Annotated in this window: 28 protein-coding genes and 1 pseudogene; 19 read left to right on the top strand and 10 right to left on the bottom strand. The window is 69.4% G+C overall.

The window, feature by feature from the left end:
* Positions 1 to 104 precede the first annotated feature (104 nt).
* The gene (locus CKO43_RS14095) at positions 105 to 602 is read left to right on the top strand and encodes a hypothetical protein (RefSeq protein ID WP_200231740.1); all 498 of its coding nucleotides are present in this window, start codon (positions 105 to 107) and stop codon (positions 600 to 602) included.
* Between the two features lie 27 nt (positions 603 to 629).
* On the opposite strand, the gene CKO43_RS14090 is transcribed toward CKO43_RS14095, so the two are convergent.
* The 7 genes from CKO43_RS14090 to CKO43_RS14060 all read right to left on the bottom strand — a co-directional run bounded on the left by CKO43_RS14090 (position 630) and on the right by CKO43_RS14060 (position 5,237).
* The gene (locus tag CKO43_RS14090; protein WP_200231739.1) at positions 630 to 1,388 is read right to left on the bottom strand and encodes a 3-hydroxyacyl-CoA dehydrogenase; all 759 of its coding nucleotides are present in this window, start codon (positions 1,386 to 1,388) and stop codon (positions 630 to 632) included.
* 52 nt (positions 1,389 to 1,440) lie between these two features.
* Positions 1,441 to 2,097, bottom strand: a complete 657-nt coding sequence (gene adk, locus CKO43_RS14085; RefSeq protein WP_200231738.1) for an adenylate kinase — start codon at positions 2,095 to 2,097, stop codon at positions 1,441 to 1,443.
* A gap of 121 nt (positions 2,098 to 2,218) precedes the next feature.
* Positions 2,219 to 2,962: a 3-deoxy-manno-octulosonate cytidylyltransferase gene (kdsB, locus tag CKO43_RS14080; protein ID WP_200379031.1), complete on the bottom strand. Its 744-nt coding sequence runs from the start codon at positions 2,960 to 2,962 to the stop codon at positions 2,219 to 2,221.
* Complete coding sequence (locus tag CKO43_RS14075; RefSeq protein ID WP_200231736.1) at positions 2,959 to 3,156, bottom strand: Trm112 family protein; 198 nt, start codon at positions 3,154 to 3,156, stop codon at positions 2,959 to 2,961. Before CKO43_RS14075 ends, kdsB begins: the two co-directional genes overlap by 4 nt.
* Complete coding sequence (lpxK, locus tag CKO43_RS14070) at positions 3,153 to 4,172, bottom strand: tetraacyldisaccharide 4'-kinase (protein ID WP_200379030.1); 1,020 nt, start codon at positions 4,170 to 4,172, stop codon at positions 3,153 to 3,155. The genes CKO43_RS14075 and lpxK overlap by 4 nt, the downstream gene beginning before the upstream one ends.
* Positions 4,172 to 4,594, bottom strand: a complete 423-nt coding sequence (locus CKO43_RS14065) for an ExbD/TolR family protein (RefSeq protein ID WP_200379029.1) — start codon at positions 4,592 to 4,594, stop codon at positions 4,172 to 4,174. The genes lpxK and CKO43_RS14065 overlap by 1 nt, the downstream gene beginning before the upstream one ends.
* A gap of 7 nt (positions 4,595 to 4,601) precedes the next feature.
* Positions 4,602 to 5,237 (bottom strand): MotA/TolQ/ExbB proton channel family protein, encoded by a 636-nt coding sequence (locus CKO43_RS14060; protein ID WP_200231750.1) that lies wholly within the window; start codon positions 5,235 to 5,237, stop codon positions 4,602 to 4,604.
* 322 nt (positions 5,238 to 5,559) lie between these two features.
* On the opposite strand from CKO43_RS14060, the pseudogene xseA reads away from it, so the two are divergent.
* Positions 5,560 to 6,840, top strand: a pseudogene (gene xseA / locus CKO43_RS25845) (exodeoxyribonuclease VII large subunit); the annotation flags it as partial.
* Between the two features lie 90 nt (positions 6,841 to 6,930).
* Positions 6,931 to 7,515, top strand: a complete 585-nt coding sequence (locus tag CKO43_RS25840) for a superoxide dismutase (protein WP_242481170.1) — start codon at positions 6,931 to 6,933, stop codon at positions 7,513 to 7,515.
* A gap of 94 nt (positions 7,516 to 7,609) precedes the next feature.
* On the opposite strand, the gene CKO43_RS14050 is transcribed toward CKO43_RS25840, so the two are convergent.
* A complete protein-coding gene (locus tag CKO43_RS14050) occupies positions 7,610 to 8,086 on the bottom strand; it encodes a DUF192 domain-containing protein (protein WP_242478164.1) in 477 nt (158 codons plus the stop codon).
* Here CKO43_RS14050 and CKO43_RS14045 point away from each other — a divergent pair.
* The 9 genes from CKO43_RS14045 to CKO43_RS14005 are packed head-to-tail and all read left to right on the top strand — an operon-like array spanning position 8,085 to position 15,858.
* Entirely contained in the window at positions 8,085 to 10,388 is a 2,304-nt protein-coding gene (locus CKO43_RS14045) for a heavy metal translocating P-type ATPase (protein ID WP_200379027.1), read from the top strand. The genes CKO43_RS14050 and CKO43_RS14045 overlap by 2 nt on opposite strands.
* A gap of 7 nt (positions 10,389 to 10,395) precedes the next feature.
* A complete protein-coding gene (gene ccoS / locus CKO43_RS14040) occupies positions 10,396 to 10,632 on the top strand; it encodes a cbb3-type cytochrome oxidase assembly protein CcoS (RefSeq protein ID WP_200231850.1) in 237 nt (78 codons plus the stop codon).
* The gene (gene ccoN / locus CKO43_RS14035) at positions 10,622 to 12,061 is read left to right on the top strand and encodes a cytochrome-c oxidase, cbb3-type subunit I (protein ID WP_200379026.1); all 1,440 of its coding nucleotides are present in this window, start codon (positions 10,622 to 10,624) and stop codon (positions 12,059 to 12,061) included. Before ccoS ends, ccoN begins: the two co-directional genes overlap by 11 nt.
* 28 nt (positions 12,062 to 12,089) lie before the next feature.
* On the top strand, positions 12,090 to 12,710 hold the full coding sequence (ccoO, locus tag CKO43_RS14030; RefSeq protein WP_200231848.1) for a cytochrome-c oxidase, cbb3-type subunit II: 621 nt from the start codon (positions 12,090 to 12,092) through the stop codon (positions 12,708 to 12,710).
* A gap of 11 nt (positions 12,711 to 12,721) precedes the next feature.
* The gene (locus CKO43_RS14025; RefSeq protein WP_200231847.1) at positions 12,722 to 12,889 is read left to right on the top strand and encodes a cbb3-type cytochrome oxidase subunit 3; all 168 of its coding nucleotides are present in this window, start codon (positions 12,722 to 12,724) and stop codon (positions 12,887 to 12,889) included.
* Positions 12,886 to 13,800, top strand: coding sequence for a cytochrome-c oxidase, cbb3-type subunit III (ccoP, locus tag CKO43_RS14020; RefSeq protein ID WP_200231846.1), 915 nt, complete (start codon positions 12,886 to 12,888; stop codon positions 13,798 to 13,800). Before CKO43_RS14025 ends, ccoP begins: the two co-directional genes overlap by 4 nt.
* A 16-nt stretch (positions 13,801 to 13,816) precedes the next feature.
* Positions 13,817 to 15,307, top strand: coding sequence for a cytochrome c oxidase accessory protein CcoG (gene ccoG, locus CKO43_RS14015; RefSeq protein ID WP_200379025.1), 1,491 nt, complete (start codon positions 13,817 to 13,819; stop codon positions 15,305 to 15,307).
* Positions 15,308 to 15,332: 25 nt separating this feature from the next.
* Positions 15,333 to 15,572: a hypothetical protein gene (locus CKO43_RS14010; RefSeq protein ID WP_242478162.1), complete on the top strand. Its 240-nt coding sequence runs from the start codon at positions 15,333 to 15,335 to the stop codon at positions 15,570 to 15,572.
* A 55-nt stretch (positions 15,573 to 15,627) separates the two neighbouring features.
* Positions 15,628 to 15,858, top strand: coding sequence for a hypothetical protein (locus CKO43_RS14005; protein ID WP_346728257.1), 231 nt, complete (start codon positions 15,628 to 15,630; stop codon positions 15,856 to 15,858).
* A gap of 52 nt (positions 15,859 to 15,910) precedes the next feature.
* Here CKO43_RS14005 and fnr read toward each other — a convergent pair whose 3' ends face one another.
* Positions 15,911 to 16,651, bottom strand: a complete 741-nt coding sequence (gene fnr, locus CKO43_RS14000; RefSeq protein WP_200231843.1) for a fumarate/nitrate reduction transcriptional regulator Fnr — start codon at positions 16,649 to 16,651, stop codon at positions 15,911 to 15,913.
* Between the two features lie 187 nt (positions 16,652 to 16,838).
* On the opposite strand from fnr, the gene hemN reads away from it, so the two are divergent.
* The 5 genes from hemN to CKO43_RS13975 all read left to right on the top strand — a co-directional run bounded on the left by hemN (position 16,839) and on the right by CKO43_RS13975 (position 21,270).
* Complete coding sequence (hemN, locus tag CKO43_RS13995; RefSeq protein ID WP_200231842.1) at positions 16,839 to 18,227, top strand: oxygen-independent coproporphyrinogen III oxidase; 1,389 nt, start codon at positions 16,839 to 16,841, stop codon at positions 18,225 to 18,227.
* 59 nt (positions 18,228 to 18,286) lie between these two features.
* Entirely contained in the window at positions 18,287 to 18,976 is a 690-nt protein-coding gene (locus CKO43_RS13990; RefSeq protein ID WP_200379024.1) for an urease accessory protein UreH domain-containing protein, read from the top strand.
* Between the two features lie 133 nt (positions 18,977 to 19,109).
* Complete coding sequence (gene icd / locus CKO43_RS13985) at positions 19,110 to 20,366, top strand: NADP-dependent isocitrate dehydrogenase (RefSeq protein WP_200379023.1); 1,257 nt, start codon at positions 19,110 to 19,112, stop codon at positions 20,364 to 20,366.
* A gap of 181 nt (positions 20,367 to 20,547) precedes the next feature.
* Positions 20,548 to 20,751, top strand: coding sequence for a hypothetical protein (locus tag CKO43_RS13980; protein WP_200379022.1), 204 nt, complete (start codon positions 20,548 to 20,550; stop codon positions 20,749 to 20,751).
* 147 nt (positions 20,752 to 20,898) lie between these two features.
* A complete protein-coding gene (locus CKO43_RS13975; RefSeq protein ID WP_200379021.1) occupies positions 20,899 to 21,270 on the top strand; it encodes a hypothetical protein in 372 nt (123 codons plus the stop codon).
* A gap of 8 nt (positions 21,271 to 21,278) precedes the next feature.
* Here the strand turns inward: CKO43_RS13975 and CKO43_RS13970 are convergent, their stop codons facing one another.
* Positions 21,279 to 22,034, bottom strand: a complete 756-nt coding sequence (locus CKO43_RS13970) for a response regulator (RefSeq protein WP_200379020.1) — start codon at positions 22,032 to 22,034, stop codon at positions 21,279 to 21,281.
* A gap of 304 nt (positions 22,035 to 22,338) precedes the next feature.
* On the opposite strand from CKO43_RS13970, the gene CKO43_RS13965 reads away from it, so the two are divergent.
* Both CKO43_RS13965 and CKO43_RS13960 read left to right on the top strand, forming a co-directional pair.
* Positions 22,339 to 23,607: an NRAMP family divalent metal transporter gene (locus CKO43_RS13965; RefSeq protein WP_242478160.1), complete on the top strand. Its 1,269-nt coding sequence runs from the start codon at positions 22,339 to 22,341 to the stop codon at positions 23,605 to 23,607.
* On the top strand, positions 23,604 to 24,658 hold a 1,055-nt coding region (locus CKO43_RS13960; protein ID WP_200379018.1), incomplete at its 3' end, for a glycosyltransferase family 39 protein. The genes CKO43_RS13965 and CKO43_RS13960, both read left to right, overlap by 4 nt.

Below are 24,658 nucleotides of genomic sequence, written 5' to 3'. Positions count from 1 at the left end.
GAGAGCGGTGGTGTCGGGACGACTTCGCGATGATGCTGGACCACGCGGTAGGATGATGCAAAATCCGCGCCATGCGGATCAGCATCACTGCCGGAAGCACTTCGATGACCAGATACCTTTTCCCTATCTACCTGACATTGGCGACATGCGCGGCGCAAGCCCAGACAGCCGATTTGAGTCTTTGTCGATCGCTGCCGGATGCGGCACAACGTTTGGCGTGTTACGACTCGATCCCGTTGCCGCAGATCAGTGCCGAGAACCGGGGCAACGCGGCGCCCAACGAGCCGCTAAGGCCGACGACAGCGGCCCCTGCCCCGCAGGCGGCAGAGGCGGCGAAGCCGGGAGACTTCGGTCTGGAGAATCAGCCCCGTGCCGGTCGCGTCGAAGAGATCGTCAGCCGCATCCCGGGGCCGTTCGAGGGTTGGGACCCGAAGACCCGGTTTCGCCTCGAGAACGGTCAGCTGTGGAAGGTTGTCGACGGCAGTCGGGCCAGCTACAGCCTGCAGAACCCCGTGGCCCATATCCGGCGAGCGCTTTTGGGCAGCTTCCTGATGGAGATCGACGGCGTCGCCCAACTCATCCGCGTCCGACGCGTCGAGTGACGACGACGGTGGCTCGCGGCTGCCCGATCACTTCGGCCCCAGCCGTATCGCCCCATCCAGCCGGATCACCTCGCCGTTGAGCATGTCGTTCTCGACGATGTGCTTGACGAGCTTGGCGTAGTCCTCTGGCCTGCCCAGGCGGCTGGGGAACGGTACGCCGGCGGCGAGCGCCTGCTGCACCTCGGCCGGCATGCCGAAGAGCATCGGCGTGCCGAAGATGCCCGGCGCGATCGTCATGTTGCGGATGCCGTTGCGTGCCAGGTCGCGCGCGATCGGCAGCGTCATGCCGACGATGCCGCCCTTGCTCGCGGCGTAGGCCGCCTGGCCGATCTGGCCATCGTAGGCGGCGACACTGGCGGTACTGATCAGCACGCCGCGCTCGCCGGTCGGCTCGGGCTCGTTCTTCGCCATCGCCGCGGCCGCCAGCCGGATCATGTTGAACGAGCCGACCAGATTCACCTGGATCGTCTTCGTGAACGCGGCCAGCGGGTGCGCGCCGTCCTTGCCGACGGTCTTCACCGCCGGCGCGATGCCGGCGCAGTTGACCAGGCCGAAGAGCCGGCCCGTCGCGAGCGCGGCGTCGACCGCGGCCTGCGCGTCGGCTTCCTGGCTGACGTCGCAGCGCACGAAGACGCCGCCGATCTCGCGCGCGACGGCCTCGCCGCGTTCGACCTGCAGGTCGGCGACGACGACGGTCGCGCCGTTGGCCGCCAGCAGCCGCGCCGTTCCTTCTCCGAGGCCCGACGCGCCGCCGGTGACGATGAACACCTTGCCCTGGATCTCCATCCGTTGTCTCCTTCGCCTCTGACGGGCGTGCGGGGGAAGAGGGCCGGGAGGATCAGCTCTCGAGCGCCGCGAAAGCGCGCTCGGTGATCTCCTCGACACTGCCGGTGCCGCTGATGCGGCGATAACGCGGGGCCTGGGCGTCGCCAGCGGCGGCCCAGGCCGAGTAATAGTCGACGAGCGGGCGCGTCTGGCTCTGGTAGACCTCCAGGCGCTTGCGCACGGTCGCTTCCTTGTCGTCCTCGCGCTGGATCAGCGGCTCGCCGGTGATGTCGTCGAGGCCCTCGACCTTCGGCGGGTTGAACTTCACGTGATAGGTGCGTCCCGATGCAGAGTGCGTACGCCGGCCGCTCATGCGCTCGATGATGGCTTCGTCGGGCACGTCGATCTCGAGCACGACGTCGAGCTTGACGCCCGCGGCCTTCATCGCGTCGGCCTGCGGGATCGTGCGCGGGAAGCCGTCGAACAGGAAGCCGCCGGCGCAGTCGGGCTGGGCGAGGCGTTCCTTGACCAGGCCGATGATGATGTCGTCACCGACCAGGCCGCCGGTGTCCATCACCTTCTTCGCGGCAACGCCGAGCTCGGTGCCGGCCTTGACGGCGGCACGCAGCATGTCGCCGGTGGAAATCTGCGGGATGCCGTACTTGCGGCAGATCTGCGTCGCTTGCGTTCCCTTGCCGGCGCCGGGCGCCCCCAACAGGATCAGTCTCATCGCTTCCTCGAGCTTTGTTTGTGATGCTTGCTGCTGCCCGGCGTGGCCGGGCGCATTTGCGGGAAAGGGTAACACGCAGACTCCGCCACCCGCCTGACGCCTGGCCTGCGCGGCCGGTGGATCAGCCGAAGAGGGCGCGCACCCGTTCCAGGTCTTCGGGCGTGTCGACTCCCGAGCCGGGCGCGTGCTCGGCGACGTGCACCGCGATGCGTTCGCCGTGCCACAGCACACGCAGCTGCTCCAGCGACTCCAGCCGCTCCAGCGGCGCTGGCGTCAGCGCCGGGAAGCGGCGTAGGAAGCCGGCGCGGTAGCCGTAGAGGCCGACGTGGCGCAGCGGCCGCGGCTCGGGCAGCGCGCCGGGCGCGCCGTCGCGCCAGCACGGGATCGGCTCGCGGCTGAAGTAGAGCGCGCGCCCCGCGGCGTCCAGCACCACCTTGACGACGTTGCGGTTGGCGAAGTCGGCTGCCGACTCGATCGCATGCGCCGCGGTGCTCATCACGCAGTCCGGGCGTTCGTCGAGCAGCTCGGCGCAGCGGCGCACCAGCGCCGGGGCTATCAGCGGCTCGTCGCCCTGGACGTTGACGACGCGCGCGTCGCCGTCCAGCCCGAGCAGCGTGCAGGCTTCGGCGAGGCGGTCGCTGCCGCTCGGGTGGTCGGCGCGCGTGGCCACGACCTCGACGCCGTGTTCGCGGCAGGCGGCGACGATGTCGGCATGGTCGGCGGCGACGACGATGCGCTCGGCACCGGCGTCAGCGACACGCCGCGCGACCCGCACCACCATCGGCAGGCCGCCGATGTCGGCCAGCGGCTTGCGCGGCAGGCGCGTCGACGCCAGCCGCGCCGGGATCAGGACTGTGAAGCTCACGGGCTCGGCGGCAGGTCCAGGCTGCGCGCTTCGGTCTCGAGCATCACCGGGATGCCGTCGCGGATCGGGAAGGCCAGCCGGTCGGCCGGGCAGACGAGGTCGGTGGGCCGCTGCTGCTCGTCGCGGGCGAGTTCGAGCGGGCCCTTGCACACGGGGCAGACGAGCAGTTCGATCAGACGGTGGTCGAGCGTCATCGGGTTCGCGGCGGCGCCACGAGGCGCAGCACGTCCTGAACGAGTGAATCGGGAAGCCTGAAGTCTAGCCCCACGACCCAGACGCGCGTGCCGCCGAGCGCCCGGCCGGCGAGCTTGACCGCGTCCTTCTCGGTCGTGACGACCTCGGCCGTGCCGGCGGGCCAGGGCAGGGCGTCGTAGCCGTGGTGGTCGGCCAGCGGCAGGCGGCGCAGCGTCAGGCCGGCGGTTTCGAGCATCGAGAAGAAACGCTCCGGCGACGCGATGCCGGCTGCCGCCAGCAGCGTGCGACCCTGCAGCATCTGCAGCGGCTGCGCCGCGTCGCTGCGGCCGGCGGCCCAGTCCTCCAGCGCCAGTGCCGGCCCCAGCGCCCGCAGCGCGACCACGCCGGGCAGCGGCGTCGTCGGCCGCGGCGCGTTGTAGAGCACGAAGCGGCCCGGCGGCAGTTGCGCCGGCAGCGGTTCGCGCAAGGGGCCGGCGGGCAGCAGCCGGCCGTTGCCGGTGCCGCGTTCGTCGAACACGACGATTTCGGCGTCGCGCGCCAGCCGCCGGTGCTGCAGGCCGTCGTCGGAGACGAGCACGTCGACCTCGGGGTGGGCCGCACACAGCGCACGCGCGGCGGCGACGCGGTCGCGCCCGACCCAGACCGGCGCGCCGCTGCGGCGGAGGATGACGAGCGGCTCGTCGCCGACCTCGGCCGCGGCGCTGTCGCCCTCGACCGCACGCACGCCGCCGTCGTCACGGCCGAAACCGCGCGAGATCACGCCCGGCGTGCACCCGGCGGCGCGCAGCGCGTGCACGAGGGCGATCACGGTCGGCGTCTTGCCGGCGCCGCCGACGATCAGGTTGCCGACGACGACCACCGGCACCGGCGCGCGCTGCGGCTCGACCTCCTGCGCGCGCCGCGCGAACACGCCGTAGAGCGACTCCAGCGGCGCGAGCGCGGCCGCCAGCGGCGTGCGGCCGCTTTGCCACCACTGGCGCAGCAGCAGCGCCTCGAGCCGCTCGGCCAGGGACATCAGCGCGCGCCGTTGGGCGTCTGCGAAGCGAAGGTCAGGCGCGACAGGCCGGCGCGGCGGGCGGCGTCGAGCACGTTGATCACCGACTGGTGCGCCGCCATCGCGTCGGCCGAGATGATGACGACGACGTCCTGGCGGCCTTTGGCGGCCTCGGCCAGGCTCGCCGCCAGTTGCTCGACGCTGCGGCCATCGACGAGCTGGCGGTCGATCGCGTAACGGCCGTCGGCGGCGACGGCGACGATGATCTCCGCCGGGCGCTCGCGCAGCTTCTCGGCGTCGGCTGCCGGCAGGCTGATCTGCAGCTCCGTGAAACGCGAGTAGGTCGTCGACAGCATCAGGAAGATCAGGACGACGAGCAGCACGTCGATGAACGGGATCAGGTTGATCTCCGGTTCCTCGGGGCGGCGGCGGCTGAAGCGCATCGTGGGCTCAGGTGGCGGTGCCGCGCACGGCGAAACGCATCAGATGCGGCACCAGGCGTTCGGCGGCAAGTTCCATCGTCAGCTGGAAGGCTTCGACCTGGCCGCGGAAGTAGCGATAGAACATCAGCGACGGGATCGCGATGATCAGGCCGAACGCGGTGTTGTAGAGCGCCACCGAGATGCCGTGCGCCAGCAGCTGCGGGTTGGAGGCGCCGGTCGGCGCCTGCGAGCCGAAGATCTCGATCATGCCGACCACGGTGCCGAACAGGCCCAGCAGCGGCGCCGCCGCGGCGATCGTGCCCAGGGTGTTCAGATAACGCTCGGTCTGGTGCACGGCGGTGCGGCCGGCGTTTTCCATCGCCTGGCGCAGTGCGGGCTCGGTGATGCGGGGTTCGGCGATCACGGCCTGCAGGCCGGCGGCGAGCACGCCACCCAGCACCGAGTTTTCGGCGAGCTTGTTCACCACGTCCGTCGCCGGCAGCGCGTTGCGCGAGACGCCGAGCACTTCGTCTAGCAGCGTCGGCGGCGCGATCAGCGCTGCGCGCAGGTGATAGAGCCGCTCCAGGATCAGCGCCAGGGCCACGATCGAGCACAGGATCAGGGGCCAGATCGGCCAGCCGGCCGCTTGTATGATCGACAGCAAGGGGTTCTTCGAGGTGAGCGGCAGGCCCGCCGCGGCGCGCGGATTATGGAGCAAGCCTCGTCCGGATCCGTCGTGCTGGCGCAAGTCGATCCTCGCCTCAACGGTATCCACGGCTTTTGTGGATAACTTTGTGGAGAAGCCGCCGACAGTCGCGCCAAACCCGCGCCAGGACTGGCCCGGAGCTGGAATGCTCGATTTTTCAGCAATTTTTTCTCCAGCGAAATCAATCACTTGCGAGATCTTGACGGCTTTGTGACGTGGTATACGCGCAGGCATGACCTGATGCCGCTTCCTGTGGAGTTCCAGCGATTCGGGGGCGGGCGTGGGCTGGCCTGAAGGTGGTGGCGGTGTGGCGTCACCGCGCCAGGTCTGGACCGTCGCCGGCCTGCTGCTGGCCACCGGCGATGCGCTTGCGGCACGTTTCGGCGCCGTCGCCGTGCGCGGCGAAATCTCGGGGTTTTCGCGTCCCGCCAGCGGCCACTGTTATTTCTCGCTGAAGGACCACGACGGCCAGCCGGCGCTGCTGCGCTGCGCGATGTTCCGGCGCGCCGCCTCGCTGCTCGATTTCCAGCCGCGCGATGGCCAGCAGGTCGAACTGCGCGGCCGGCTCGGCGTCTACGACGCGCGCGGCGAGCTGCAGCTCGTCGTCGAGTCCATGCAGCGCCAGGGCGCCGGGACGCTGTACGAGGAGTTCCTGAGGTTGCGCGCGAGGCTGGAGGCGCAAGGGCTTTTCGATGCCGCGCGCAAGCGTGCGATTCCTGCTCATCCGCGTGCCGTCGGCGTCGTCACGTCGACAGGCGCCGCGGCGCTGCGCGACGTGCTGACGGCGTTCGCGCGGCGTTCGCCGCAGGTGCGGCTTGTCGTTTACCCGACGCCGGTCCAGGGGCCCGAAGCGCCGCCGGCGATCGTTGCCGCGCTGGCCGCGGCGGCGGCGCGGGCCGAGGTCGACACGCTGCTGCTGGTGCGTGGCGGCGGCGCGCTCGAGGATCTCTGGGCTTTCAACGATGAACGGGTGGTGCGCGCCGTCGCCGCCTGCCCGCTGCCGGTGATCTGCGGCGTCGGCCACGAGACCGACGTCACGCTGGCCGACCTGGCTGCCGACCTGCGGGCGCCGACGCCGACGGCCGCGGCCGAACTCGCGGCGCCGCTGCGTTCGGATCTGCTGGCTGGCCTGCAGGGGCTGGCGTTGGCACTGCAGCGGGCGGCGCAGCGACAGCTCGACCGCGGCTCGCAGCGGCTGGACACCATCGGCCTTCGGCTCGGCCGGCCGGCGGCAGCGCTGGCACCGCAACGCCAGCGCCTGGCGACGCTCGAGCGCCGGCTGCGGCAGGCGCTGGACTCCCAGGTCGCGCGCCGCGGACAGCGGCCGCTGGCGCTGGCGCTGCGCCTGCGCTCGGCGGTCGCCGGCCAGATGCAGCGGGCCCGCTCTGACTGGGCGGCGCGTGAGCAGCGCCTGGCGGCGCTGGACCCGGCGCAGGTGCTGCGACGTGGTTACGCCTGGATCGAGGCGGCCGGCGGCCGGCCGGTGATGTCGGTTGCCGGGCTGTCGGTCGGCGAAGAGCTGCGTGCCGTCTGGGGTGACGGTGCGGCTTTGGTACACGTCTTCGGGGTCGAAAACAAGCGGCCTGCATCAAATGAAGGCGCTGCCTACAATGTTCCTCAACCCTTCTCTACTCCTCACAGGACTCATTGCATGGAACGCACTCTGCCTCCTCTGCCGTACAGCCTCGACGCCCTGGCGCCGCATTACAGCCGTGAGACGCTGGAGTACCACCACGGCAAGCACCACAACGCTTACGTGGTGAACCTGAACAACCTGCAAAAGGGCACCGAGTTCGAGACGCTGGCGCTCGAAGAGGTGGTGCGCAAGTCCTCCGGCGGCATCTACAACAACGCCGCCCAGATCTGGAACCACACCTTCTTCTGGAGCTGCATGAAGCCCGAGGGCGGCGGCGAGCCGTCCGGTGCGCTGGCGACGGCCATCGAAACGAAGTGGGGCTCGTACGCGGCCTTCAAGGAGGCCTTCGTCAAGTCGGCGGTCGGCAACTTCGGCTCGGGCTGGACCTGGCTGGTGAAGAAGGCCGACGGCTCGGTCGACATCGTCAACATGGGCGCGGCCGGCACGCCGCTGACCACCGGCGACACGCCGCTGCTGACGGTCGACGTCTGGGAGCACGCGTACTACATCGACTACCGTAACCTGCGGCCGAAGTTCGTCGAGACCTTCCTCGACAAGCTCGTGAACTGGTCGTTCGCCGAGCAGAACTACGCTGGCTGACGGCAACCCGGCGCCCGCGCCGGGCGTCAGGCACGAGGCCGACCGCATGCCCAACCGGCGCGGTCGGCCTTTTGTTTGAGCGTTTCAGTCTGTTTCAGTTGCCAAACGGCGCGCCGCGGAGCTTGAAGCCGGCGCCGATCCCGTGTTTGGAGAACCAGCCCTGACGCATCTCAAGGGCGAAGCGAACGGCTCGTGCTGAGCAGTGCGATTCGTCGCTTTGCGGCTGCATTTCGGCCGTGTTCACGACCGTGCCGTCGTCGGCGATGAAGGCGATCGACAGCGGCAGCAGCGTGTTGCGCATCCAGAAGCAGCGCACGCCGGGCTCGCGGTTGAAGAACAGCATGCCTTCATTCGGGCCCATCTCGCGCCTGAACATCATCCCGGCGGCCTGTTGTTCCGGCGTCTGCGCGACCTCCGCCTGGATCACGTGCATGCCCGCGACCAGCGGAGTCGTCGGCAAGCGGGGCTGTGGCCCCCCCTGGGCGCGGGCCGTGGGTAGCGCAAAAGAGACAAGGAGCGCAAGTACTCCGGTCAAACGCGTATAGCTATAAAATTTGATATAGGTCGTCATGTTTGAGACAGGAAGCGAAACTACACATTCCGGCGGCGTCCAGCGCCGCCCCCGTTCGTTGGCTTCCATGAGTCTCCCCGGCTTCGCCCCCCTCCAGCAAGCGGCTCCTTCACTGGCCGCTGTCGACGACCCGTTGGAGTTGCACCGCTTCACCCGCTGGTTGCAGGCGCCCGACGGTCTGAAGCTCGGCGAGTCGGCGCTGCAGATCTCCGGCATGTACTGCGCGGCCTGCACCGGCATCATCGAAAACGCCTTGCGGACAGTCGACGGCGTGCACGAGGCGCAGGTCAGTGCGGCTTCGCAGCGTGCGACGGTGCGCTGGGATCCGGCCCGCACCCGGCCTTCGGCGCTGATCAACGCCATCCGCGGCGCGGGTTACGACGCCGTTCCGGATGCCGCGGCCCCGGCGCGCGAGATGCGTCGTGCCGAACACCGCAGCGCGCTGTGGCGTCTGTTCGTCGCCAGCTTCTGCGCGATGCAGGTGATGATGTTCGCGACCCCCAGCTATGTGGCAGCGCCCGGCGAGCTGTCGATGGACATGCGCCAGCTGCTCAACTGGGGCTGCTGGATGCTGTCGATCCCGGTCGTGCTGTTCTCGGCTGGCCCGTTCTTGCGCGGCGCCTGGCGCGGCCTGCGCAGCGGTCGCATCGGCATGGACGTGCCGGTCGCCATCGGCGTCATCGTCACCTTCGTCGCCAGCACCGGCGCCACCTTCGACCCTACCGGCGTCTTCGGCCACGAGGTCTATTTCGATTCGCTGACGATGTTCGTCAGCTTCCTGCTCGCCGGGCGCTATCTCGAGTTGCGCGCCCGCCATCGTGCGGCGACGATGCTCGAAGGCGCGCTCGCCCGGCTGCCGGAGACGGCGACCCGCGTCGAGGCCGACGGCAGCCTGAGCGAAATCAGCGTGCAGCGCCTGGTGGCCGGCGACCGCGTGCGGGTCGCGCTCGGTCAGGCGTTTCCGGCCGACGGCCGGCTGCTCGAAGGCCAGACCCAGGCCGACGAGGCGCTGCTGACCGGCGAGTCGGTGGCGGTGGACAAGCCGCTCGGCGCGGCCGTGGTCGCCGGCAGCGTCAACCTGGGCGCGCCGGTGACGATGCTGGTCGAACGTGCCGGTGCCGATACGCGCTACGAGGCCATCGTCTCGATGATGCGCGACGCCTTGTCGCAGCGCCCGTCGCTGGCCCGGGTCGCCGACCGCTGGGCGGCGCCCTTCCTGTGGATCGTGCTGCTGCTGGCGGCCGGCGCGGCGGCGGTTTGGAGCGTCGTCGACCCGTCGCGGGCCATCTGGGTCGCGGTTTCGGTGCTGATCGTCACCTGTCCGTGTGCGCTGTCGCTGGCCGCGCCGGCGACGATGATCGCCGCTGCCGGCGGCCTGGCGCGCCGCGGCGTGCTGCTGCAGCGCCTGGACGCACTCGAGGATCTGGCGCGCTCGCGCCGCATGTTCATCGACAAGACCGGCACTCTGACCGAAGACCGCCCGGCGCTGGCGACGACCCGCATCCTCGACGAGGGCGTCGACGCGCCGGGCCGTGCCGCGTCGCTGGCAGCCTGGTCGCGCCACCCGCTGTCGCAGGTGCTGGCGGCGGCGCTGCCGCCTTCGGGGGGCAGCTGGAGCGCGATCCGCGAGACGGCAGGCGAGGGCTTGAGTGCCGTCGATGAAGCCGGGGTCGAGTGGCGGCTGGGGCGTGCGGCATTCGCCGGTGCGACCGAGAGCGACGAGGTCCAGGTCTGGTTGGCGCGTGCCGGGCGTCCGGTGGCGGCTTTCGGCTTCGACGAACTGCTGCGCCAGGGGGCACTCGAGGCGGTGCAGGAACTGGAACGCGAGGGCGTGCACGTCACGCTGCTGTCGGGCGACACGCCGCAGCGTGCGGCCCGTCTGGCCTCGCGCCTGGGCTTGAAGGATTTCATCGGCGGCGCGCGCCCCGAGGACAAGCTGGCCGCCGTCGCGGCGGCGCAGCAGGCCGGCGAGCGTGTCGTGATGGTGGGCGACGGCGTCAACGACGCGCCCGTGCTGGCGCGTGCCGACGTGTCGCTGGCAATGGGGCAGGGTGCGCTGGTCGCCCGTGCGCAGGCGGACGCGGTGCTGGTCTCGAACCGGCCGCTGGATCTGATCCAGGCGCGCCGCACGGCCGGCCGCGCGATGCGCATCGTCCGGCAGAACATGATCTGGGCCGCGGCTTACAACGCCGCGTGCATTCCGCTGGCCCTCGCGGGCTGGCTTCCGCCATGGGCCGCGGGCTTGGGCATGGCGGGTAGTTCCCTCTTCGTGGTGCTCAACGCGCTGCGTGCCGGACGCTGAGGCGCCGATGGACATCCTGTACCTGCTCATCCCGCTGTCGGCGGTGCTGGTGCTGATCATCCTCGGCATCTTCGGCTGGGCGCTGCACCGCGGCCAGTTCGAAGATCTCGAGCACGAAGGGGAGCGCATTCTGCGGGACGACGATGGCCACGTTGATGACCATCAAGACCTAACCCAGATCAAGCTCGAACAATCGTCAACTTTGCTTCCTGAACGACGCGAGGAGAAGCCGTATGGCTCATGAATCGTCACCGGCGACCCCGGTGTACTACGACACCCCGGTGAGGTATTTCTCCGTGGTGGCCGTGCTGTGGGGGATCGTCGGCATGTTGGTGGGGGTGATCATCGCCGCCCAGCTGGCATGGCCCGAACTGAACTTCGGCATCCCCTACATCAGCTACGGCCGCCTGCGACCTCTGCACACCAATGCGGTCATCTTCGCGTTCGGCGGTTCGGTTCTCTTCGCGACGTCCTACCACGTGGTCCAGCGCACCTGTCAGGCTGCACTGTTCCTGCCCAAGCTGGCGATGTTCACGTTCTGGGGCTGGCAGGTGGTGATCCTGCTGGCCGCGATCTCGCTGCCGCTGGGCTTCACGACCGGCAAGGAATACGCCGAGCTCGAATGGCCGATCGACATCCTGATCGCCGTCGTGTGGGTGTCCTACGCGATCGTGTTCTTCGGCACCATCGGCAAGCGCAAGGTGCGCCACATCTACGTGGCGAACTGGTTCTTCGGCGCCTTCATCATCGCCGTCGCGCTGCTGCACATCGTCAACAGCGCCGAGATCCCGGTGTCGCTGACCAAGAGCTACTCGGCCTACGCGGGCGTTCAGGACGCGATGGTCCAGTGGTGGTACGGCCATAACGCGGTGGGCTTCTTCCTCACCGCCGGCTTCCTGGGGATGATGTACTACTACATCCCGAAGCAGGCCGGCCGCCCGGTCTACAGCTACCGGCTGTCGATCGTGCACTTCTGGGCGCTGATCTTCACCTACATGTGGGCGGGCCCGCACCACCTGCACTACACCGCGCTGCCCGACTGGACCCAGTCGATCGGCATGATCTTCTCGCTGGTGCTGCTGGCGCCGAGCTGGGGCGGCATGATCAACGGCATCATGACGCTGTCGGGCGCCTGGCATAAGCTGCGCGACGACCCGATCCTGAAGTTCCTGATCGTCTCGCTGTCGTTCTACGGCATGTCGACCTTCGAAGGGCCGATGATGTCGATCAAGACGGTCAACGCGCTGTCCCACTACACGGACTGGACCGTCGGCCACGTGCACAGCGGTGCGCTGGGCTGGGTCGGCCTGATCTCGATGGGCTCGCTGTACCACCTGATCCCGCGCATGTTCGGGCGTCAGACGATGTACAGCACCCGTGCGGTCGAGCTGCACTTCTGGGTGGCGACGATCGGCATCGTGCTCTACATCGCCGCGATGTGGATCGCCGGCGTGATGCAAGGCCTGATGTGGCGCGCGGTGAACCCCGACGGCACGCTGGTCTACAGCTTCGTCGAAGGCGTCAAGGCCACTTATCCGTTCTACGTGATCCGCCTCGGCGGTGGTCTGCTGTACCTGACCGGCATGGTGATCATGGCCTGGAACACGGTGATGACCATCAAGAGCGGCAAGGTCGCTGCGGCGCCGATCCCGATGGTCCCGGCCCACGCCTGACCGCCCGAACCCAAGGAGATACAAGACCATGGCAAAAAACCATGCCGTCGGCGGTCACGAGAAGATCGAGACCAGCAACTTCCTGATGATCGTGCTGATCCTGGTGACGGTCGCCTTCGGCGGCCTCGTCGAGATCGTGCCGCTGTTCTTCCAGCGGTCGACGACCCAGCCGGTCGAGGGCCTGAAGCCGTACACCGCGCTGCAGCTTGCCGGGCGCGACGTCTATCTGCGCGAGGGCTGCTACAACTGCCACTCGCAGATGGTGCGTCCGTTCCGTGCCGAGACGCTGCGCTACGGCCACTACTCGATGGCCGGCGAGTTCGTCTACGACCATCCGTTCCAGTGGGGCAGCAAGCGCACCGGCCCTGACCTGCACCGCGTCGGCGGCCGCTACAGCGACGAGTGGCACCGCATCCACCTGAACAACCCGCGCGACCTGGTACCCGAGTCGAACATGCCGGCCTATCCCTGGCTGGCGCGCAGCGAAGTCGACGGTGCTGGCCTGGCTCCGCGCATGAAGGCCTTGCGCGTCGTCGGCGTGCCCTACAGCGACGACGAGATCGCCAAGGCGGCCGAAGACGTCAAGGGCAAGACCGAGGTCGACGCCGTGATCGCCTACCTGCAGGTGCTGGGCACGGCCGTCAAGTGACGGAGCCGAACATGGACATCAACACGCTCCGCACCATCGTCACCGTGGTGAGCTTCGCGCTCTTCATCGGGATCTTGGTCTGGACCTGGTCGCGGCGGCGCCGCGCCCACTTCGACGAGGCGGCGATGCTTCCCTTCCTGGAGAAGGACGGCGTCGAAACCGCGGGAGAACGCAAATGAGTGACTTCTTCAACGCCGGTTGGTCGGTGTACGTGGCGGCGATCACCATCGTCGGGCTGATCGCCTGCCTGATCCTGCTGTTCATCGCCAGCCGCCGCAGGGTGATGGCCGACGACAACACGACCGGCCACGTCTGGGACGAGGATCTGCGCGAACTGAACAACCCGCTGCCGCGCTGGTGGGCAGGTCTGTTCATCGTCACGGTCGCGTTCGCCGCGATCTACCTCGCGCTGTACCCGGGCCTGGGCACCAACCCCGGCACGCTGAAGTGGACCAGCACCGGCCAGCACGCGAACGAGATGGAGAAGGCGCGCGCGCAGATGGCGCCGCTGTACGCCAAGTTCGTGAGCCTGCCGGCCGAGGCCCTGGCCAAGGACCCGCAGGCCATGGCCATCGGCGAGCGCCTGTTCGCGAACAACTGCGCGCAGTGCCACGGCTCCGACGCGCGCGGCAGCAAGGGCTTCCCGAACCTGACCGACAACGACTGGCTGCACGGCGGCACGCACGAGAAGATCAAGGAGACCATCACCGGCGGTCGTCAAGGCGTCATGCCGCCGATGGCCGCCGCCGTCGGCTCGGCCGAGGACGTGAAGAACGTCGCGCAGTACGTGCTGAGCCTGTCGGGCAGCCCGCACAACGAAGTCGCGGCCCAGTTGGGCAAGCCGAAGTTCGTCGTCTGCGCCGCCTGTCACGGTGCCGACGGCAAGGGCATGCAGGCGATCGGTTCCCCGAACCTGACCGACAAGATCTGGCTGCACGGCTACGGCGAGCAGGCGATCATCGCGATGATCGAGCACGGCAAGATCAACGTGATGCCGGCGCAGGCCTCGCGCCTGAGCCCCGAGCAGATCCACGTGCTGGGTGCCTACGTCTGGAGCCTGTCGCAGACGAGCACGGTGGCGGCGCGCTGAACGGGTGAACGACGAGATGAGCCAAGAGCGGGTCGAGGCTTCGGGCCGGCCCGCCGCGGCTGGGGCCGCCTCTGGCGCCGGAACGGCGAAAGCTGCACCGGTTCCGGAGGCGTTCGTTTCGCTTTACGCGAAGCAGAAGAAGATATACGCCCGTTCGGTGTCGGGCTGGTTCAACAACTGGCGCTGGGTGCTGGTCTGGCTGACGCAGTTGGTGTTCTACGGCCTGCCCTGGCTGGACTGGAATGCGCGCCAGGCCGTGCTCTTCGACCTCGGCACCCGGCGCTTCTACATCTTCGGCCTGGTCCTGTATCCGCAGGATCTGATCTATCTGTCGGCGCTGCTGATGATCTCGGCATACGCGCTGTTCCTGTTCACCGCCGTCGCCGGGCGGCTGTGGTGCGGCTACGCCTGCCCGCAGACGGTCTACACCGAGATCTTCATGTGGGTCGAGCGGCGCTTCGAAGGCGACCGCAACGCGCGCATGCGCCTGGACGCCGGGCCCTGGTCCTTCAACCGGCTCTGGCGCAAGGGTGCAACGCAGTCGGTGTGGATCGCACTGTCGCTCTGGACCGGCCTGACCTTCGCCGGCTACTTCACGCCGATCCGCGAACTGCTGCCGTCGGCGCTGGCGCTGACGCTGGGGCCCTGGGAGACCTTCTGGGTGCTGTTCTACGGCTTCGCGACCTGGGGCAACGCCGGCTACATGCGCGAGCAGGTCTGCAAGTACATGTGCCCGTACGCGCGTTTCCAGAGCGCGATGTTCGACAAGGACACGCTGATCATCAGCTACGACGCCGAGCGCGGCGATCCGCGCGGCACGCGCTCGCGCAAGATCGACGCACGCAGCCAGGGGCTGGGCGACTGCATCGACTGCGGCCTGTGCGTTCAGGTCTGCCCGACCGGCATCGACATCCGGGACGGGCTGCAGTACGAGTGCATCGGCTGCACCGCCTGCATCGACGTCTGCGACGGCGTCATGGACAAGATGAAGTACCCGCGCGGGCTGATCCGCTACGCCACGCAGAACGCGCTGGCGCAGCACCAGACGCCGGCCCAGATGCTCAGACGCGTGCTGCGGCCGCGGGTGCTGGTCTACACGGCGATCCTGGTCCTGATCGTCGCCGCCTTCGTCGCCAGCCTGGCGTTGCGCAGCCCCTTCCGCGTCGACGTCGTGCGCGACCGGTCCTCGCTCGCGCGCATCGTCGACGACGGCTACATCGAGAACGTGTACCGCCTGCAGGTGATGAATGCGACCGAATCGGTCCAGCGCTACCGCATCGGCGCCGACGGGCTGCCGGGCCTCGCGATCGACGGCCAGCGCGAGCTCGAAGTGGCGCCTGCCGACGCACGCTGGGTGACGATCGCGCTGCGTGTGCCGCCCGATTCCGCCTCGCAGGCAGGGCCAGGGGCGCACGCGATACAGTTCCAAGTCGAGCGGCTCGAGGGTCCGGCCGATGCCGGTCCCGCCGTCGCTTCCGAGAAATCCACCTTCGTCGTGCCGCGCTGAGCGGCGGCGACAGGAGTAGCAACCGATGACGACGTCTGCTGTTTCCCCCGAGACGACCCCCTGGTGGCGCGTCGGCATGGTCTGGCTGGTGGTGGGCGGCCCGCTCACCGTCGTCGTCGCCGCGATCGTCACCGCCGTCATCGCCATCCGGGGTGCCGACATCATCGTGACCGACGTGCCTTCGACCGTGCCGCAGGCCGGACAGGTCGAGGCGCAGACCCCCGCGATCGCGGCGCGCAACCACGCGGCGACCGCCGCGCCCTGAGCGCCTGCCTGGGCGGGCAGCCACCATGCTGCGGCGATCTCGCGATTGGAGTGCCGTGCTCTGGTCCGCCTTCCTGATGGCGGGCGTGCTGGAGTTGACGGTCTTTTCCTTCGTCGACCCGAACGAACTGCATTGGCTCGGGGGCGCCTCGATCCAGGCCGATCCGGCTGCCGTCTACACGCTCGCCTTCTTCGTCTTCTGGGCGGCGTGTGCGGCAGCCGCCGGCATCACGCTGCTGCTCTCGCGCAGCGAGAGCGAGATCAACAGCCGCTCGTTCGGGCGCTGAAAACGAAAACGCCGCGCTTGCGGCGCGGCGTCGGCGGCGGGCCTGGCCGGTGTCAGCAGGCGGCGGCGCCGTTCACCAGCTTCTGCAGCGCCTGCGGGTCGAGCACGCGGATCTGGCGCTGCTTGACCTCGAGAATGCCGTCGTCCTGGAACTTCGAGAAGGTGCGGCTGACGGTCTCGAGCTTGAGCCCGAGGTAGCTGCCGATCTCTTCGCGCGTCATGCGCAGGATCAGCGAGTGCGGCGAGAAGCCGCGCGTCTGCAGCCGTTGCGTCAGGTTCAGCAGGAAGGCCGCGAGGCGTTCTTCGGCGCGCATGCTGCCCAGCAACAGCATCACGCCGTGATCGCGCACGATCTCGCGGCTCATGATCTTGTGCAGCTGGCGCTGCAGGTCGCTGAACTCGCGCGACAGATCCTCGAGCTGCTGGAACGGGATCACGCAGACCTGGGAGTCTTCCAGCGCCACCGAGTCGCAGGTGTGGCGGTCGGTGCCGATGCCGTCGAGGCCGAGCAACTCGCCGGCCATCTGGAACCCGGTGACCTGGTCGCGCCCGTCTTCCGACGAGACACAGGTCTTGAAGAAGCCGGTGCGCACCGCGTACAGCGACAGGAAGGGGTCACCCGCGCGGAACAGGGTCTCGCCGCGCGGCACCGCGCGGCGCGTCGCGACCATCGTGTCCAGGCGCTCCAACTGGTCGTTGGACATGCCGACCGGCAGACACAGTTCACGCAGGTTGCAACTCGAGCAGGCGACCTTGAACGGCTCGAGCCGGATGCCGGAAGACGTGTTGTTCATGGAAGTTCGACGGGTGGAATCTGTACGGTCCGGCGCGACGGGGTTGACCCGAGTATCGCTCATGACGTCGCTCAAGGGCATATGCGATTCTTCGCTGGGGTGTCGGGCTGTCGCTTGAGACAGATCAAGCCGATTGGGTGAGTGTTTGGCACAGTCCAGCCCGTACCGCATGACGGCCGGATGAATTATGGACACGATTGTTCCTGAAGCACTGCTGAGGCGCCTCGACGTGCCCGGCCCCCGCTATACCTCCTACCCCACCGCGGACCGCTTCGGCGAGGCCTTTGGCCCTGCTGAGTACCGCCAGGCGCTGCGCCAGCGCGCGGAAGGCAGCACCGTCGGCGGCACGCCGCCGTTGTCGCTTTATATCCACATTCCGTTCTGCGAATCGGTCTGCTATTACTGCGCCTGCAACAAGATCATCACCAAGCACCACGAGCGCAGCACCGAGTACCTCGATGCGCTCGACGCCGAGATCGCGTTGCACGTCAAGGAGTTGGGCAAGGGCCAGACGGTCTCGCAGCTGCACTTCGGCGGCGGCTCGCCGACCTTCCTCACCGACGAGGAGATCAGCCGCCTGATGGCGACGCTGCGCGACGCCTTCAAGATCGTCGCCGGCGCCGAGATCTCGATCGAGGTCGACCCGCGCACCGCGACGCCTGAGCGCCTGCGCAGCCTCGCGGCGATCGGCTTCAACCGCATCAGCTTCGGCATCCAGGACTTCGACGCCGACGTGCAGGAGGCGGTGCACCGCGTCCAGTCCTACGACAGCGTGCGCGACCTGGTGATCGCGGCCCGTGCCAATGGCTTCGAGTCGATCAACGCCGACCTGATCTACGGCCTGCCCAAGCAGACGCCGGAATCGTTCGCGCGCACGATCCAGCAGATCGCCGAACTGCGGCCCGACCGCATCGCGCTCTACGCCTACGCCCACCTGCCGACGCGCTTCAAGCCGCAGCGCCGCATCGCCGCCGAGGACCTGCCTCCGGGCGAGCACCGCATCAAGATGCTGGGCGGCGCGATCGCCGGCTTCATCGCCGCGGGCTACACCTACATCGGCATGGACCACTTCGCGCTGCCGGGCGACGCGCTGTCGGCTGCGCGCCGCCAGGGCCGTCTGCACCGCAACTTCCAGGGCTACAGCACGCAGCCCGACTGCGACCTGATCGCACTCGGCGTCTCGTCGATCGGCCGCATGGGCGCGACCTACAGCCAGAACGCGAAGACGCTGCCCGAGTACTACGAATCCATCGCCAAGGGTGAGTTCCCGATCGTGCGTGGCCTGGCGCTGACGCGCGACGACCTGCTGCGCCGCGCCGTGATCATGGCGATCATGTGCCAGGGCCGGGTCGAGTACGAGTCGATCGAACTCGCGCACCTGATCAAGTTCCCCGAGCACTTCGCGGCCGAACTCGAGGACCTGAAGCCGTTCGCCGAAGGCGGCCTGGTCGAGATCGCCAACGACTCGATCCAGATCACCGCGATGGGCTGGTACTACGTGCGCGGCGTCGCCGCCGTCTTCGACAAGCACCTGCGCGCCAGCGGCAACCGCGAGCGCTTCTCGCGCATCATCTAGTCCACGGCGCGGGTTATCCCCGGACGGGATAATCCGCGGATGTCTCCTCTGGCCTTCGCGTGGATTTCGCGCTCGTCATCAGCGCGCTGATGCTGGGCCTGGCCGGCGCGCCGCACTGCATTGCAATGTGCGGCGCCGCCTGCACCGCGGTCCTGCCGCGCGGGCAGCGTGCCGCCCTCTGGAGCTTCCACGCCGCGCGCGTGCTCGGCTACGCCGCCGCCGGCGCACTGATGGCCTCCAGCGTCAACCTGCTGTCTTCGCTCGGCGAACTGAGCCCGGCGCTGCGCCCGCTGTGGACCATGGCGCACGCTGCGGCCCTGGCGCTCGGCGTCTGGCTGCTCTGGAAAGGGCGCCAGCCGGCCTGGCTGGAGAACATCGGCCGCAGCGCGCAGCGCCGTGCGCCGCAGGCCGACGCCGCCGGCTGGCAGAAGATCAAGGGCCCGGCTCGCGCCGCGACCGCGGGCTCGCTCTGGGTCGCCTGGCCTTGCGGCCTGCTGCAGTCGGCGCTCGTCATCGCCGCGCTCGCCAACACGGCGGCCGCCGGCGCGGCGGTGATGGCGGTCTTCGCCATCGCCAGCGGCGCCGGTCTCGTGCTCGGGCCCATGCTCTGGCTCCGGCTCGGCGGTTCGGCCTCGGGGGCTGCCGGCACCTGGGCGACACGCGCCGCCGGCGCGATGCTGGTGCTGGCCTCGGGCTGGGCGCTGGGCCATGGCCTGTGGATGCAGTGGCAGGCCTACTGCGCCACCTGAGGCGGCCGCGTCCAGGCTCTGTCGGGCCAACGCCCTGACACCACAGTCGTTCGGGAATCGTTGACCTAGAATCAATTCCCGCGAATTCATTCCCGACGACCCACCGCAAGCGCGGTTTGTGGAGACCTCTTTCATGTACCAGCACATCAAGGTGCCCGCGGGCGGGCAGAAGATCACGGTCAATGCCGACTTCTCGCTCAACGTGCCCGACCAGCCCATCATTCCGTACATCGAGGGCGACGGCACCGGCTTGGACATCACGCCGGTGATGCTGAAGGTGGTCGACGCGGCGGTCGCCAAGAGCTACGGCGGCAAGCGCAAGATCCACTGGATGGAGGTCTACGCCGGCGAGAAGTCGACCAAGGTCTACGGCCCCGACGTCTGGCTGCCGGAAGAGACGCTGCACGCGGTGCGCGACTACGTCGTCTCGATCAAGGGCCCGCTGACGACGCCGGTCGGCGGCGGCATCCGCAGCCTGAACGTCGCGCTGCGCCAGGAACTCGACCTCTACGTCTGCCTGCGCCCGATCCAGTACTTCAAGGGCGTGCCGACGCCGCTGAAGGAGCCGGAGAAGACCAACATGGTCATCTTCCGCGAGAACTCCGAAGACATCTACGCCGGCATCGAGTGGGAAGCCCGCAGCGAGAAGGCGCAGAAGATCATCAAGTTCCTGATCGAGGAGATGGGGGTCAAGAAGATCCGCTTCCCTGAGAGCTCGGGCATCGGCATCAAGCCGGTGTCGCAGGAAGGCACCGAGCGCCTGGTGCGCAAGGCCATCCAGTACGCGATCGACAACGACAAGCCCAGCGTGACGATCGTGCACAAGGGCAACATCATGAAGTTCACGGAAGGCGGCTTCCGTGACTGGTCTTACGCGCTGGCGCAGCGCGAGTTCGGCGCCGAGTTGATCGACGGCGGCCCGTGGTGTTCGTTCAAGAACCCGAAGACGGGCAAGGAGATCGTCATCAAGGACTCGATCGCCGACGCCTTCCTGCAGCAGATCCTGCTGCGCCCGGCCGAGTATTCGGTGATCGCGACGCTCAACCTGAACGGCGACTACGTTTCCGACGCGCTGGCGGCGCAGGTCGGCGGCATCGGCATCGCTCCGGGCGCCAACATGTCGGACTCGATCGCGATGTTCGAGGCCACCCACGGCACCGCGCCCAAGTACGCCGGCAAGGACTACGTCAACCCGGGCTCCGAGATCCTGTCGGCCGAGATGATGCTGCGCCACATGGGCTGGACCGAAGCCGCCGACCTGATCATCAGCTCGATGGAGAAGTCCATCCTCAGCAAGCAGGTCACCTACGACTTCGCGCGCTCGATGGAAGGCGCGACCCAGGTGTCGTGCTCGGGCTTCGGCCAGGTGATGATCGACCACATGGCCTGAGTCCCGGCCCGCGGTCTTAGAACGGCGCCCCACGGGGCGCCGTTTGTTTTCCGGCGGCCGCCGGATGCGGCGTCCGGCGGCATCGTTTTATGCAATCGCCGGGCTTGACCCGATCAATCGACGCTTCGGGGATCATCGGGGGCAGAGCCCGAGGGCTTGTTCACCGCCAACCCGACACTCGATGGAATCCTTGCAACACGGCTTGTCGACCCCGGTCACCGGCGCCTGGCGTCCGCTGTCGCTGCTGCGCTCGCCGCGCGCGCTCGCGGCGCAGCCCTTGGTGCTGCCAGCCGTTCCCGACGCCTGCGTGCTGCAGGGCAAGGCCGGCAAATGCTGCGGCAGCAAGCCGCGCTGCAAGAACTGCCCGGCGCGCAGGAAGAAGTAGGCCGGGCCCAGGCCGGGCGCAGCTTGCGGCGGTCAGCCCGCAGTTGATCAGGCTGAAGCCGCTGATACACCTTGTCGACAGGGCCGCAATACGCCCGTCACCGTCGCCCGGCATCCTGGCGCCATGGCAGCAGTTCGAGGTGAAGCCATGGACGAAGTACGTGAAGGCGCCGCCCGCGCCGAGCGCAGCCTGGCCGCGGTGAGAGCCGCCTGGGACGCAGCGCTGCCGCGCGACCGCATCACGCTGCTGTCGCGGCTGTTGCAGCCCCTGGGCCCGCTGGCGCGTATGGCGGTGGCCTCGGGCGCCTTCGCCGCCTATGTCGGCCGCGAACATTGGGCGCAGGTGCAGGTGCGGCTGGAAGACGCGATGGCGCTGCAGGCCGATCAGGTGCTGGCGCTGGCGCACTTCGCCTTCGACGTTCAGCCCGAGGTGCTGAGCGGCATGCCGTCGGCGCCGGCCGCCGGGCTGGGGCTGGCGGCGCTCGCCGCCACGCTGACGCTGGCTTTGCGCCGGCGCTGACACCGCTCTCAGACCAGCGTCTGCACCACGCTGTCGAAGCGGTAGCCGGCGCCGCGCTCGGTGACGATCAGCTTCGGATGGAAGGCATCGGCCTCGATCTTGCGCCGCAGCCGCAGCACCTGGACGTCGACCGTGCGGTCGTAAACCTCGGCGTTGTTCAGCCGCGAGAGCCCGAGCAGCTGGTCGCGGCTCAGCACACGTTGCGGCGCGCCGCAGAACGCGACCAGCAGGTTGAACTCCTGGTTGCTGACTTCGACCAGGCGGCCGTCGGGTGCCTGCAGGCGGCGCGTGCGCAGGTTGAGTTCCCAGCCGGCGAAGCGGAAGGCGCGGCGGCGCTCCTCGCGCAGCGGCATCTCGGCGAGCGCACGCGCCGCGAGCCGGCTGCGCCGCAGGATGGTGCGGATGCGTGCCAGCAGCTCGCGCGGGCTGAAGGGCTTGGTGACGTAGTCGTCGGCGCCCAGCTCCAGCCCCATCACGCGGTCGGCTTCCTCGGCCTTGCCGGTGAGCAGCACGATCGGCACCTCCGCACGTGCGCGCAGCCGGCGCGCCAGCTCCATGCCGTCCTCGCCCGGCAGGCGCAGGTCGAGCACGACGAGGTCGATGGCCTCGGTCGCGAACGCGGCCATCATCGCGCTGCCGTCGGCCACCGCGGTGACGCGCAAGTCGTTGGCGCCCAGGTATTCGAGCAGCAGCGCGCGCAGCGCCGGGTCGTCGTCGACGACCAGCACATGGGCGATCGGGTTGTCGAAGGTATCAGTGCTCATGGAGGGCGGGCGGCACTGCAACGGCCGGCCCACCCCTTAGCGCTCGAGACCCCGTTCACGCTGACAACCGTGGCGCCGCTCCCGGGGATGGTGTCTCCCGGGCCGGTTGCCGTCGTCGCTCCCGGGCACGGGCAGCGGGTGCCGGGCCCGGGTTACAGCTGCAACGCGGCCGCCTGCCGCCGTCACGCCGCCACAGCCGGCCCTCGCCAGCATCGGCGCGATGCCCGTGTCCACCCCTCCGCCGCCGCCGGCAACCGCAGCCCGCGTCCCGACCGCCCGCTTCGCGCACGCGCGCCAGGCGCCCTTGAACGCGCTGCGACGGCTGCGCGACGGCGCCCGGCGCCTGGGCCCCGGGCTGATCACCGGCGCCGCCGACGACGACCCGAGCGGCATCGCCACCTACTCGCAGGCCGGGGCACAGTTCGGCTACTCGATGCTGTGGAGCGTGGTCTTCACGCTGCCGCTGATGGCGGCGATCCAGATCGTCAGCGCCCGCATCGGCTACGTCACCGGGCAGGGGCTGGCGGCGAACATCAAGTCCAGCTTCTCGCGCCCGGTGCTGCTGGCCGTCGTCGGCCTGCTGCTGGCGGCCAACACGCTGAACATCGCCGCCGACATCGCTGCGATGGCCGAGGCGCTGCGTCTGGTGCTCGGCGGCTCGGCCCACGTCTATGCGCTCACCTTCGGCCTGGCGAGCCTGGCGATGCAGGTCTTCCTGCCCTACCGCGCGACGGTGCGCTGGCTGAAGTGGCTGACGCTGGCACTGCTGGCCTACGTCGCGGTGCTGTTCACGCTGCACCTGGACTGGAGCCGGGTGCTCGAGCGCACGCTGGACCCGCATCTGCCGCTCACACGCGACATGCTGCTGACCGTCGTCGCCGTGCTCGGCACGACGATCAGCCCCTATCTCTTCTTCTGGCAGGCGAGCCAGGAGGTCGAGGACCGCGGGCCGGTGGTGCACGGGCCGGCCGAGGTACGCCATCACCTGCGGCGCATCAAGTGGGACACCAATATCGGCATGGCCTTCTCCAACCTGATCGCCTTCTTCGTGATGCTGACGACCGCGGCCACGCTGCACCAGGCCGGCGTGACGCAGATCGAGACCTCGGCCCAGGCGGCGCTGGCGCTGCGCCCGCTGGCCGGCGACCAGGCCTTCCTGCTGTTCGCGCTCGGCATCATCGGCACCGGGATGCTGGCGGTGCCGGTGCTCGCCGGCTCGGCCGCCTATGCGGTGGCCGAGTCCGCCGGCTGGCACGGTTCGCTCGACCTGCAGCTCGCGCGCGGCGAGGGCCGCGGCTTCTACGCCGTCATCGCCGCGGCGACGCTGGGCGGCGTCGCGCTGTGTTTCACGCCGGCCGACCCGGTGAAGGAGCTGTTCTGGTCGGCGGTCATCAACGGCGTCGTCGCAGTGCCGGTGATGGTGGTGATGATGCTGCTGGCCACGCGCGCCTCGGTGATGGGCGCCAACGTCATCGGCAAGCCGCTGCGCCGGCTGGGCTGGGCGGCGACCGCGGTGATGGCGCTGGCGGTGCTCGCGCTGCTGGCGGCTTCGCTGACGGGGGGCGGCGGGTGAGTCCCGCTGCCGGGCCGGCGGCTGCGGCGAGCGCACGCACGGGACTGCTCGGGCGCGCCGCGGCCGCGTCGCCGCTGCTGCTGTTCCTGCTCTGGCTGGCCGCCGGCGCGCTCTGGCGCCCGCTGATGCTGCCCGACGAAGGGCGCTACGTCGGTGTCGCCTGGGAGATGCTGCAGCGCGGCGACGGCCTGACGCCGACGCTGGACGGCCTGCCGTACTTCCACAAGCCGCCGCTGTTCTACTGGATCACCGCGGCCGCGATGCGGCTGCTGGGTGCCCAGCCGCTGGCGCTGCGCGCCGCGCCGCTGCTCGGCGCCTGGGCGATGGGGCTGGCGGCCTGGTTGTGGATCGGCGGCGGCCGCAGTCCGGCGCGGCGGCGCGAGGCGACGCTCGCGCTCGCCCTGCTGGCGACGACGCCGTTGGGCTTCCTCGGCGCGCAGTACGCCGACTGCGACATGCTGGTCGCGGGTTTCATCTCGCTGACCATCGTCTGCGCCCGGCGGGCGCTGGGCGGGCGCCGGCCCGCGCCCGCGGGCTGGGCCGTCGCGGCCGCAGCGTCGGCGGCGCTCGCGGTGCTCGCCAAGGGCCTGATCGGCGTCGTGCTGCCGGCGCTGGTGCTGCTGCCCTGGCTGCTGGCCACCGGGCGCGCGCGGCGGGCAGGGCGGCTGCTGCAGCCGGCGGCGCTGCTGGTGTTCGTGCTGCTCGCCGCGCCCTGGTTCGTCGCGGCGCAGCGCGCCCATCCCGGCTTCTTCGACTACTTCGTCGTCGAGCAGCACTTCAGGCGTTACACCCAGGCCGTGTTCAACAACCGCGAGCCGGCCTGGTTCTTCGTCGCCGTGCTGCCGCTGGCGACGCTGCCGGCCAGCGCCTGGGGCTGGGCCGCGCTGCAGCGCCTGCGGGCCGCCTGGCGGCGTGCCGGCGTGCACGCCGAGCCCGTCTTCGCTGCCTGGTGGCTGGCCGTGGTGCTGCTGTTCTTCTCGCTGCCGGCGTCCAAGCTCGTCGGCTACGTGCTGCCGGCCCTGCTGCCGCTGGTGCTGCTGCTGGTGCGGGC

This window comes from Rubrivivax gelatinosus (assembly GCF_016583785.1).
GTDB lineage: Bacteria > Pseudomonadota > Gammaproteobacteria > Burkholderiales > Burkholderiaceae_C > Rubrivivax > Rubrivivax gelatinosus_B.
The sequence above is the reverse complement of the archived record's forward strand: the minus strand, read 5'-3'. Positions and strand labels throughout refer to the sequence as shown.

Bases quoted from the DNA above. Each gene is read 5' to 3' on its own strand.
- CKO43_RS14095 (WP_200231740.1), top strand. From the start codon at position 105: ATGACCAGATACCTTTTCCCTATCTACCTGACATTGGCGACATGCGCG.
- CKO43_RS14090 (WP_200231739.1), bottom strand. From the start codon at position 1,388: ATGGAGATCCAGGGCAAGGTGTTCATCGTCACCGGCGGCGCGTCGGGC.
- adk (WP_200231738.1), bottom strand. From the start codon at position 2,097: ATGAGACTGATCCTGTTGGGGGCGCCCGGCGCCGGCAAGGGAACGCAA.
- CKO43_RS14075 (WP_200231736.1), bottom strand. From the start codon at position 3,156: ATGACGCTCGACCACCGTCTGATCGAACTGCTCGTCTGCCCCGTGTGC.
- lpxK (WP_200379030.1), bottom strand. From the start codon at position 4,172: ATGTCCCTGGCCGAGCGGCTCGAGGCGCTGCTGCTGCGCCAGTGGTGG.
- CKO43_RS14065 (WP_200379029.1), bottom strand. From the start codon at position 4,594: ATGCGCTTCAGCCGCCGCCGCCCCGAGGAACCGGAGATCAACCTGATC.
- CKO43_RS25840 (WP_242481170.1), top strand. From the start codon at position 6,931: ATGGAACGCACTCTGCCTCCTCTGCCGTACAGCCTCGACGCCCTGGCG.
- CKO43_RS14045 (WP_200379027.1), top strand. From the start codon at position 8,085: ATGTTTGAGACAGGAAGCGAAACTACACATTCCGGCGGCGTCCAGCGC.
- CKO43_RS14050 (WP_242478164.1), bottom strand. From the start codon at position 8,086: ATGACGACCTATATCAAATTTTATAGCTATACGCGTTTGACCGGAGTA.
- ccoS (WP_200231850.1), top strand. From the start codon at position 10,396: ATGGACATCCTGTACCTGCTCATCCCGCTGTCGGCGGTGCTGGTGCTG.
- ccoN (WP_200379026.1), top strand. From the start codon at position 10,622: ATGGCTCATGAATCGTCACCGGCGACCCCGGTGTACTACGACACCCCG.
- ccoO (WP_200231848.1), top strand. From the start codon at position 12,090: ATGGCAAAAAACCATGCCGTCGGCGGTCACGAGAAGATCGAGACCAGC.
- CKO43_RS14025 (WP_200231847.1), top strand. From the start codon at position 12,722: ATGGACATCAACACGCTCCGCACCATCGTCACCGTGGTGAGCTTCGCG.
- ccoP (WP_200231846.1), top strand. From the start codon at position 12,886: ATGAGTGACTTCTTCAACGCCGGTTGGTCGGTGTACGTGGCGGCGATC.
- ccoG (WP_200379025.1), top strand. From the start codon at position 13,817: ATGAGCCAAGAGCGGGTCGAGGCTTCGGGCCGGCCCGCCGCGGCTGGG.
- CKO43_RS14010 (WP_242478162.1), top strand. From the start codon at position 15,333: ATGACGACGTCTGCTGTTTCCCCCGAGACGACCCCCTGGTGGCGCGTC.
- fnr (WP_200231843.1), bottom strand. From the start codon at position 16,651: ATGAACAACACGTCTTCCGGCATCCGGCTCGAGCCGTTCAAGGTCGCC.
- hemN (WP_200231842.1), top strand. From the start codon at position 16,839: ATGGACACGATTGTTCCTGAAGCACTGCTGAGGCGCCTCGACGTGCCC.
- icd (WP_200379023.1), top strand. From the start codon at position 19,110: ATGTACCAGCACATCAAGGTGCCCGCGGGCGGGCAGAAGATCACGGTC.
- CKO43_RS13980 (WP_200379022.1), top strand. From the start codon at position 20,548: ATGGAATCCTTGCAACACGGCTTGTCGACCCCGGTCACCGGCGCCTGG.
- CKO43_RS13975 (WP_200379021.1), top strand. From the start codon at position 20,899: ATGGACGAAGTACGTGAAGGCGCCGCCCGCGCCGAGCGCAGCCTGGCC.
- CKO43_RS13970 (WP_200379020.1), bottom strand. From the start codon at position 22,034: ATGAGCACTGATACCTTCGACAACCCGATCGCCCATGTGCTGGTCGTC.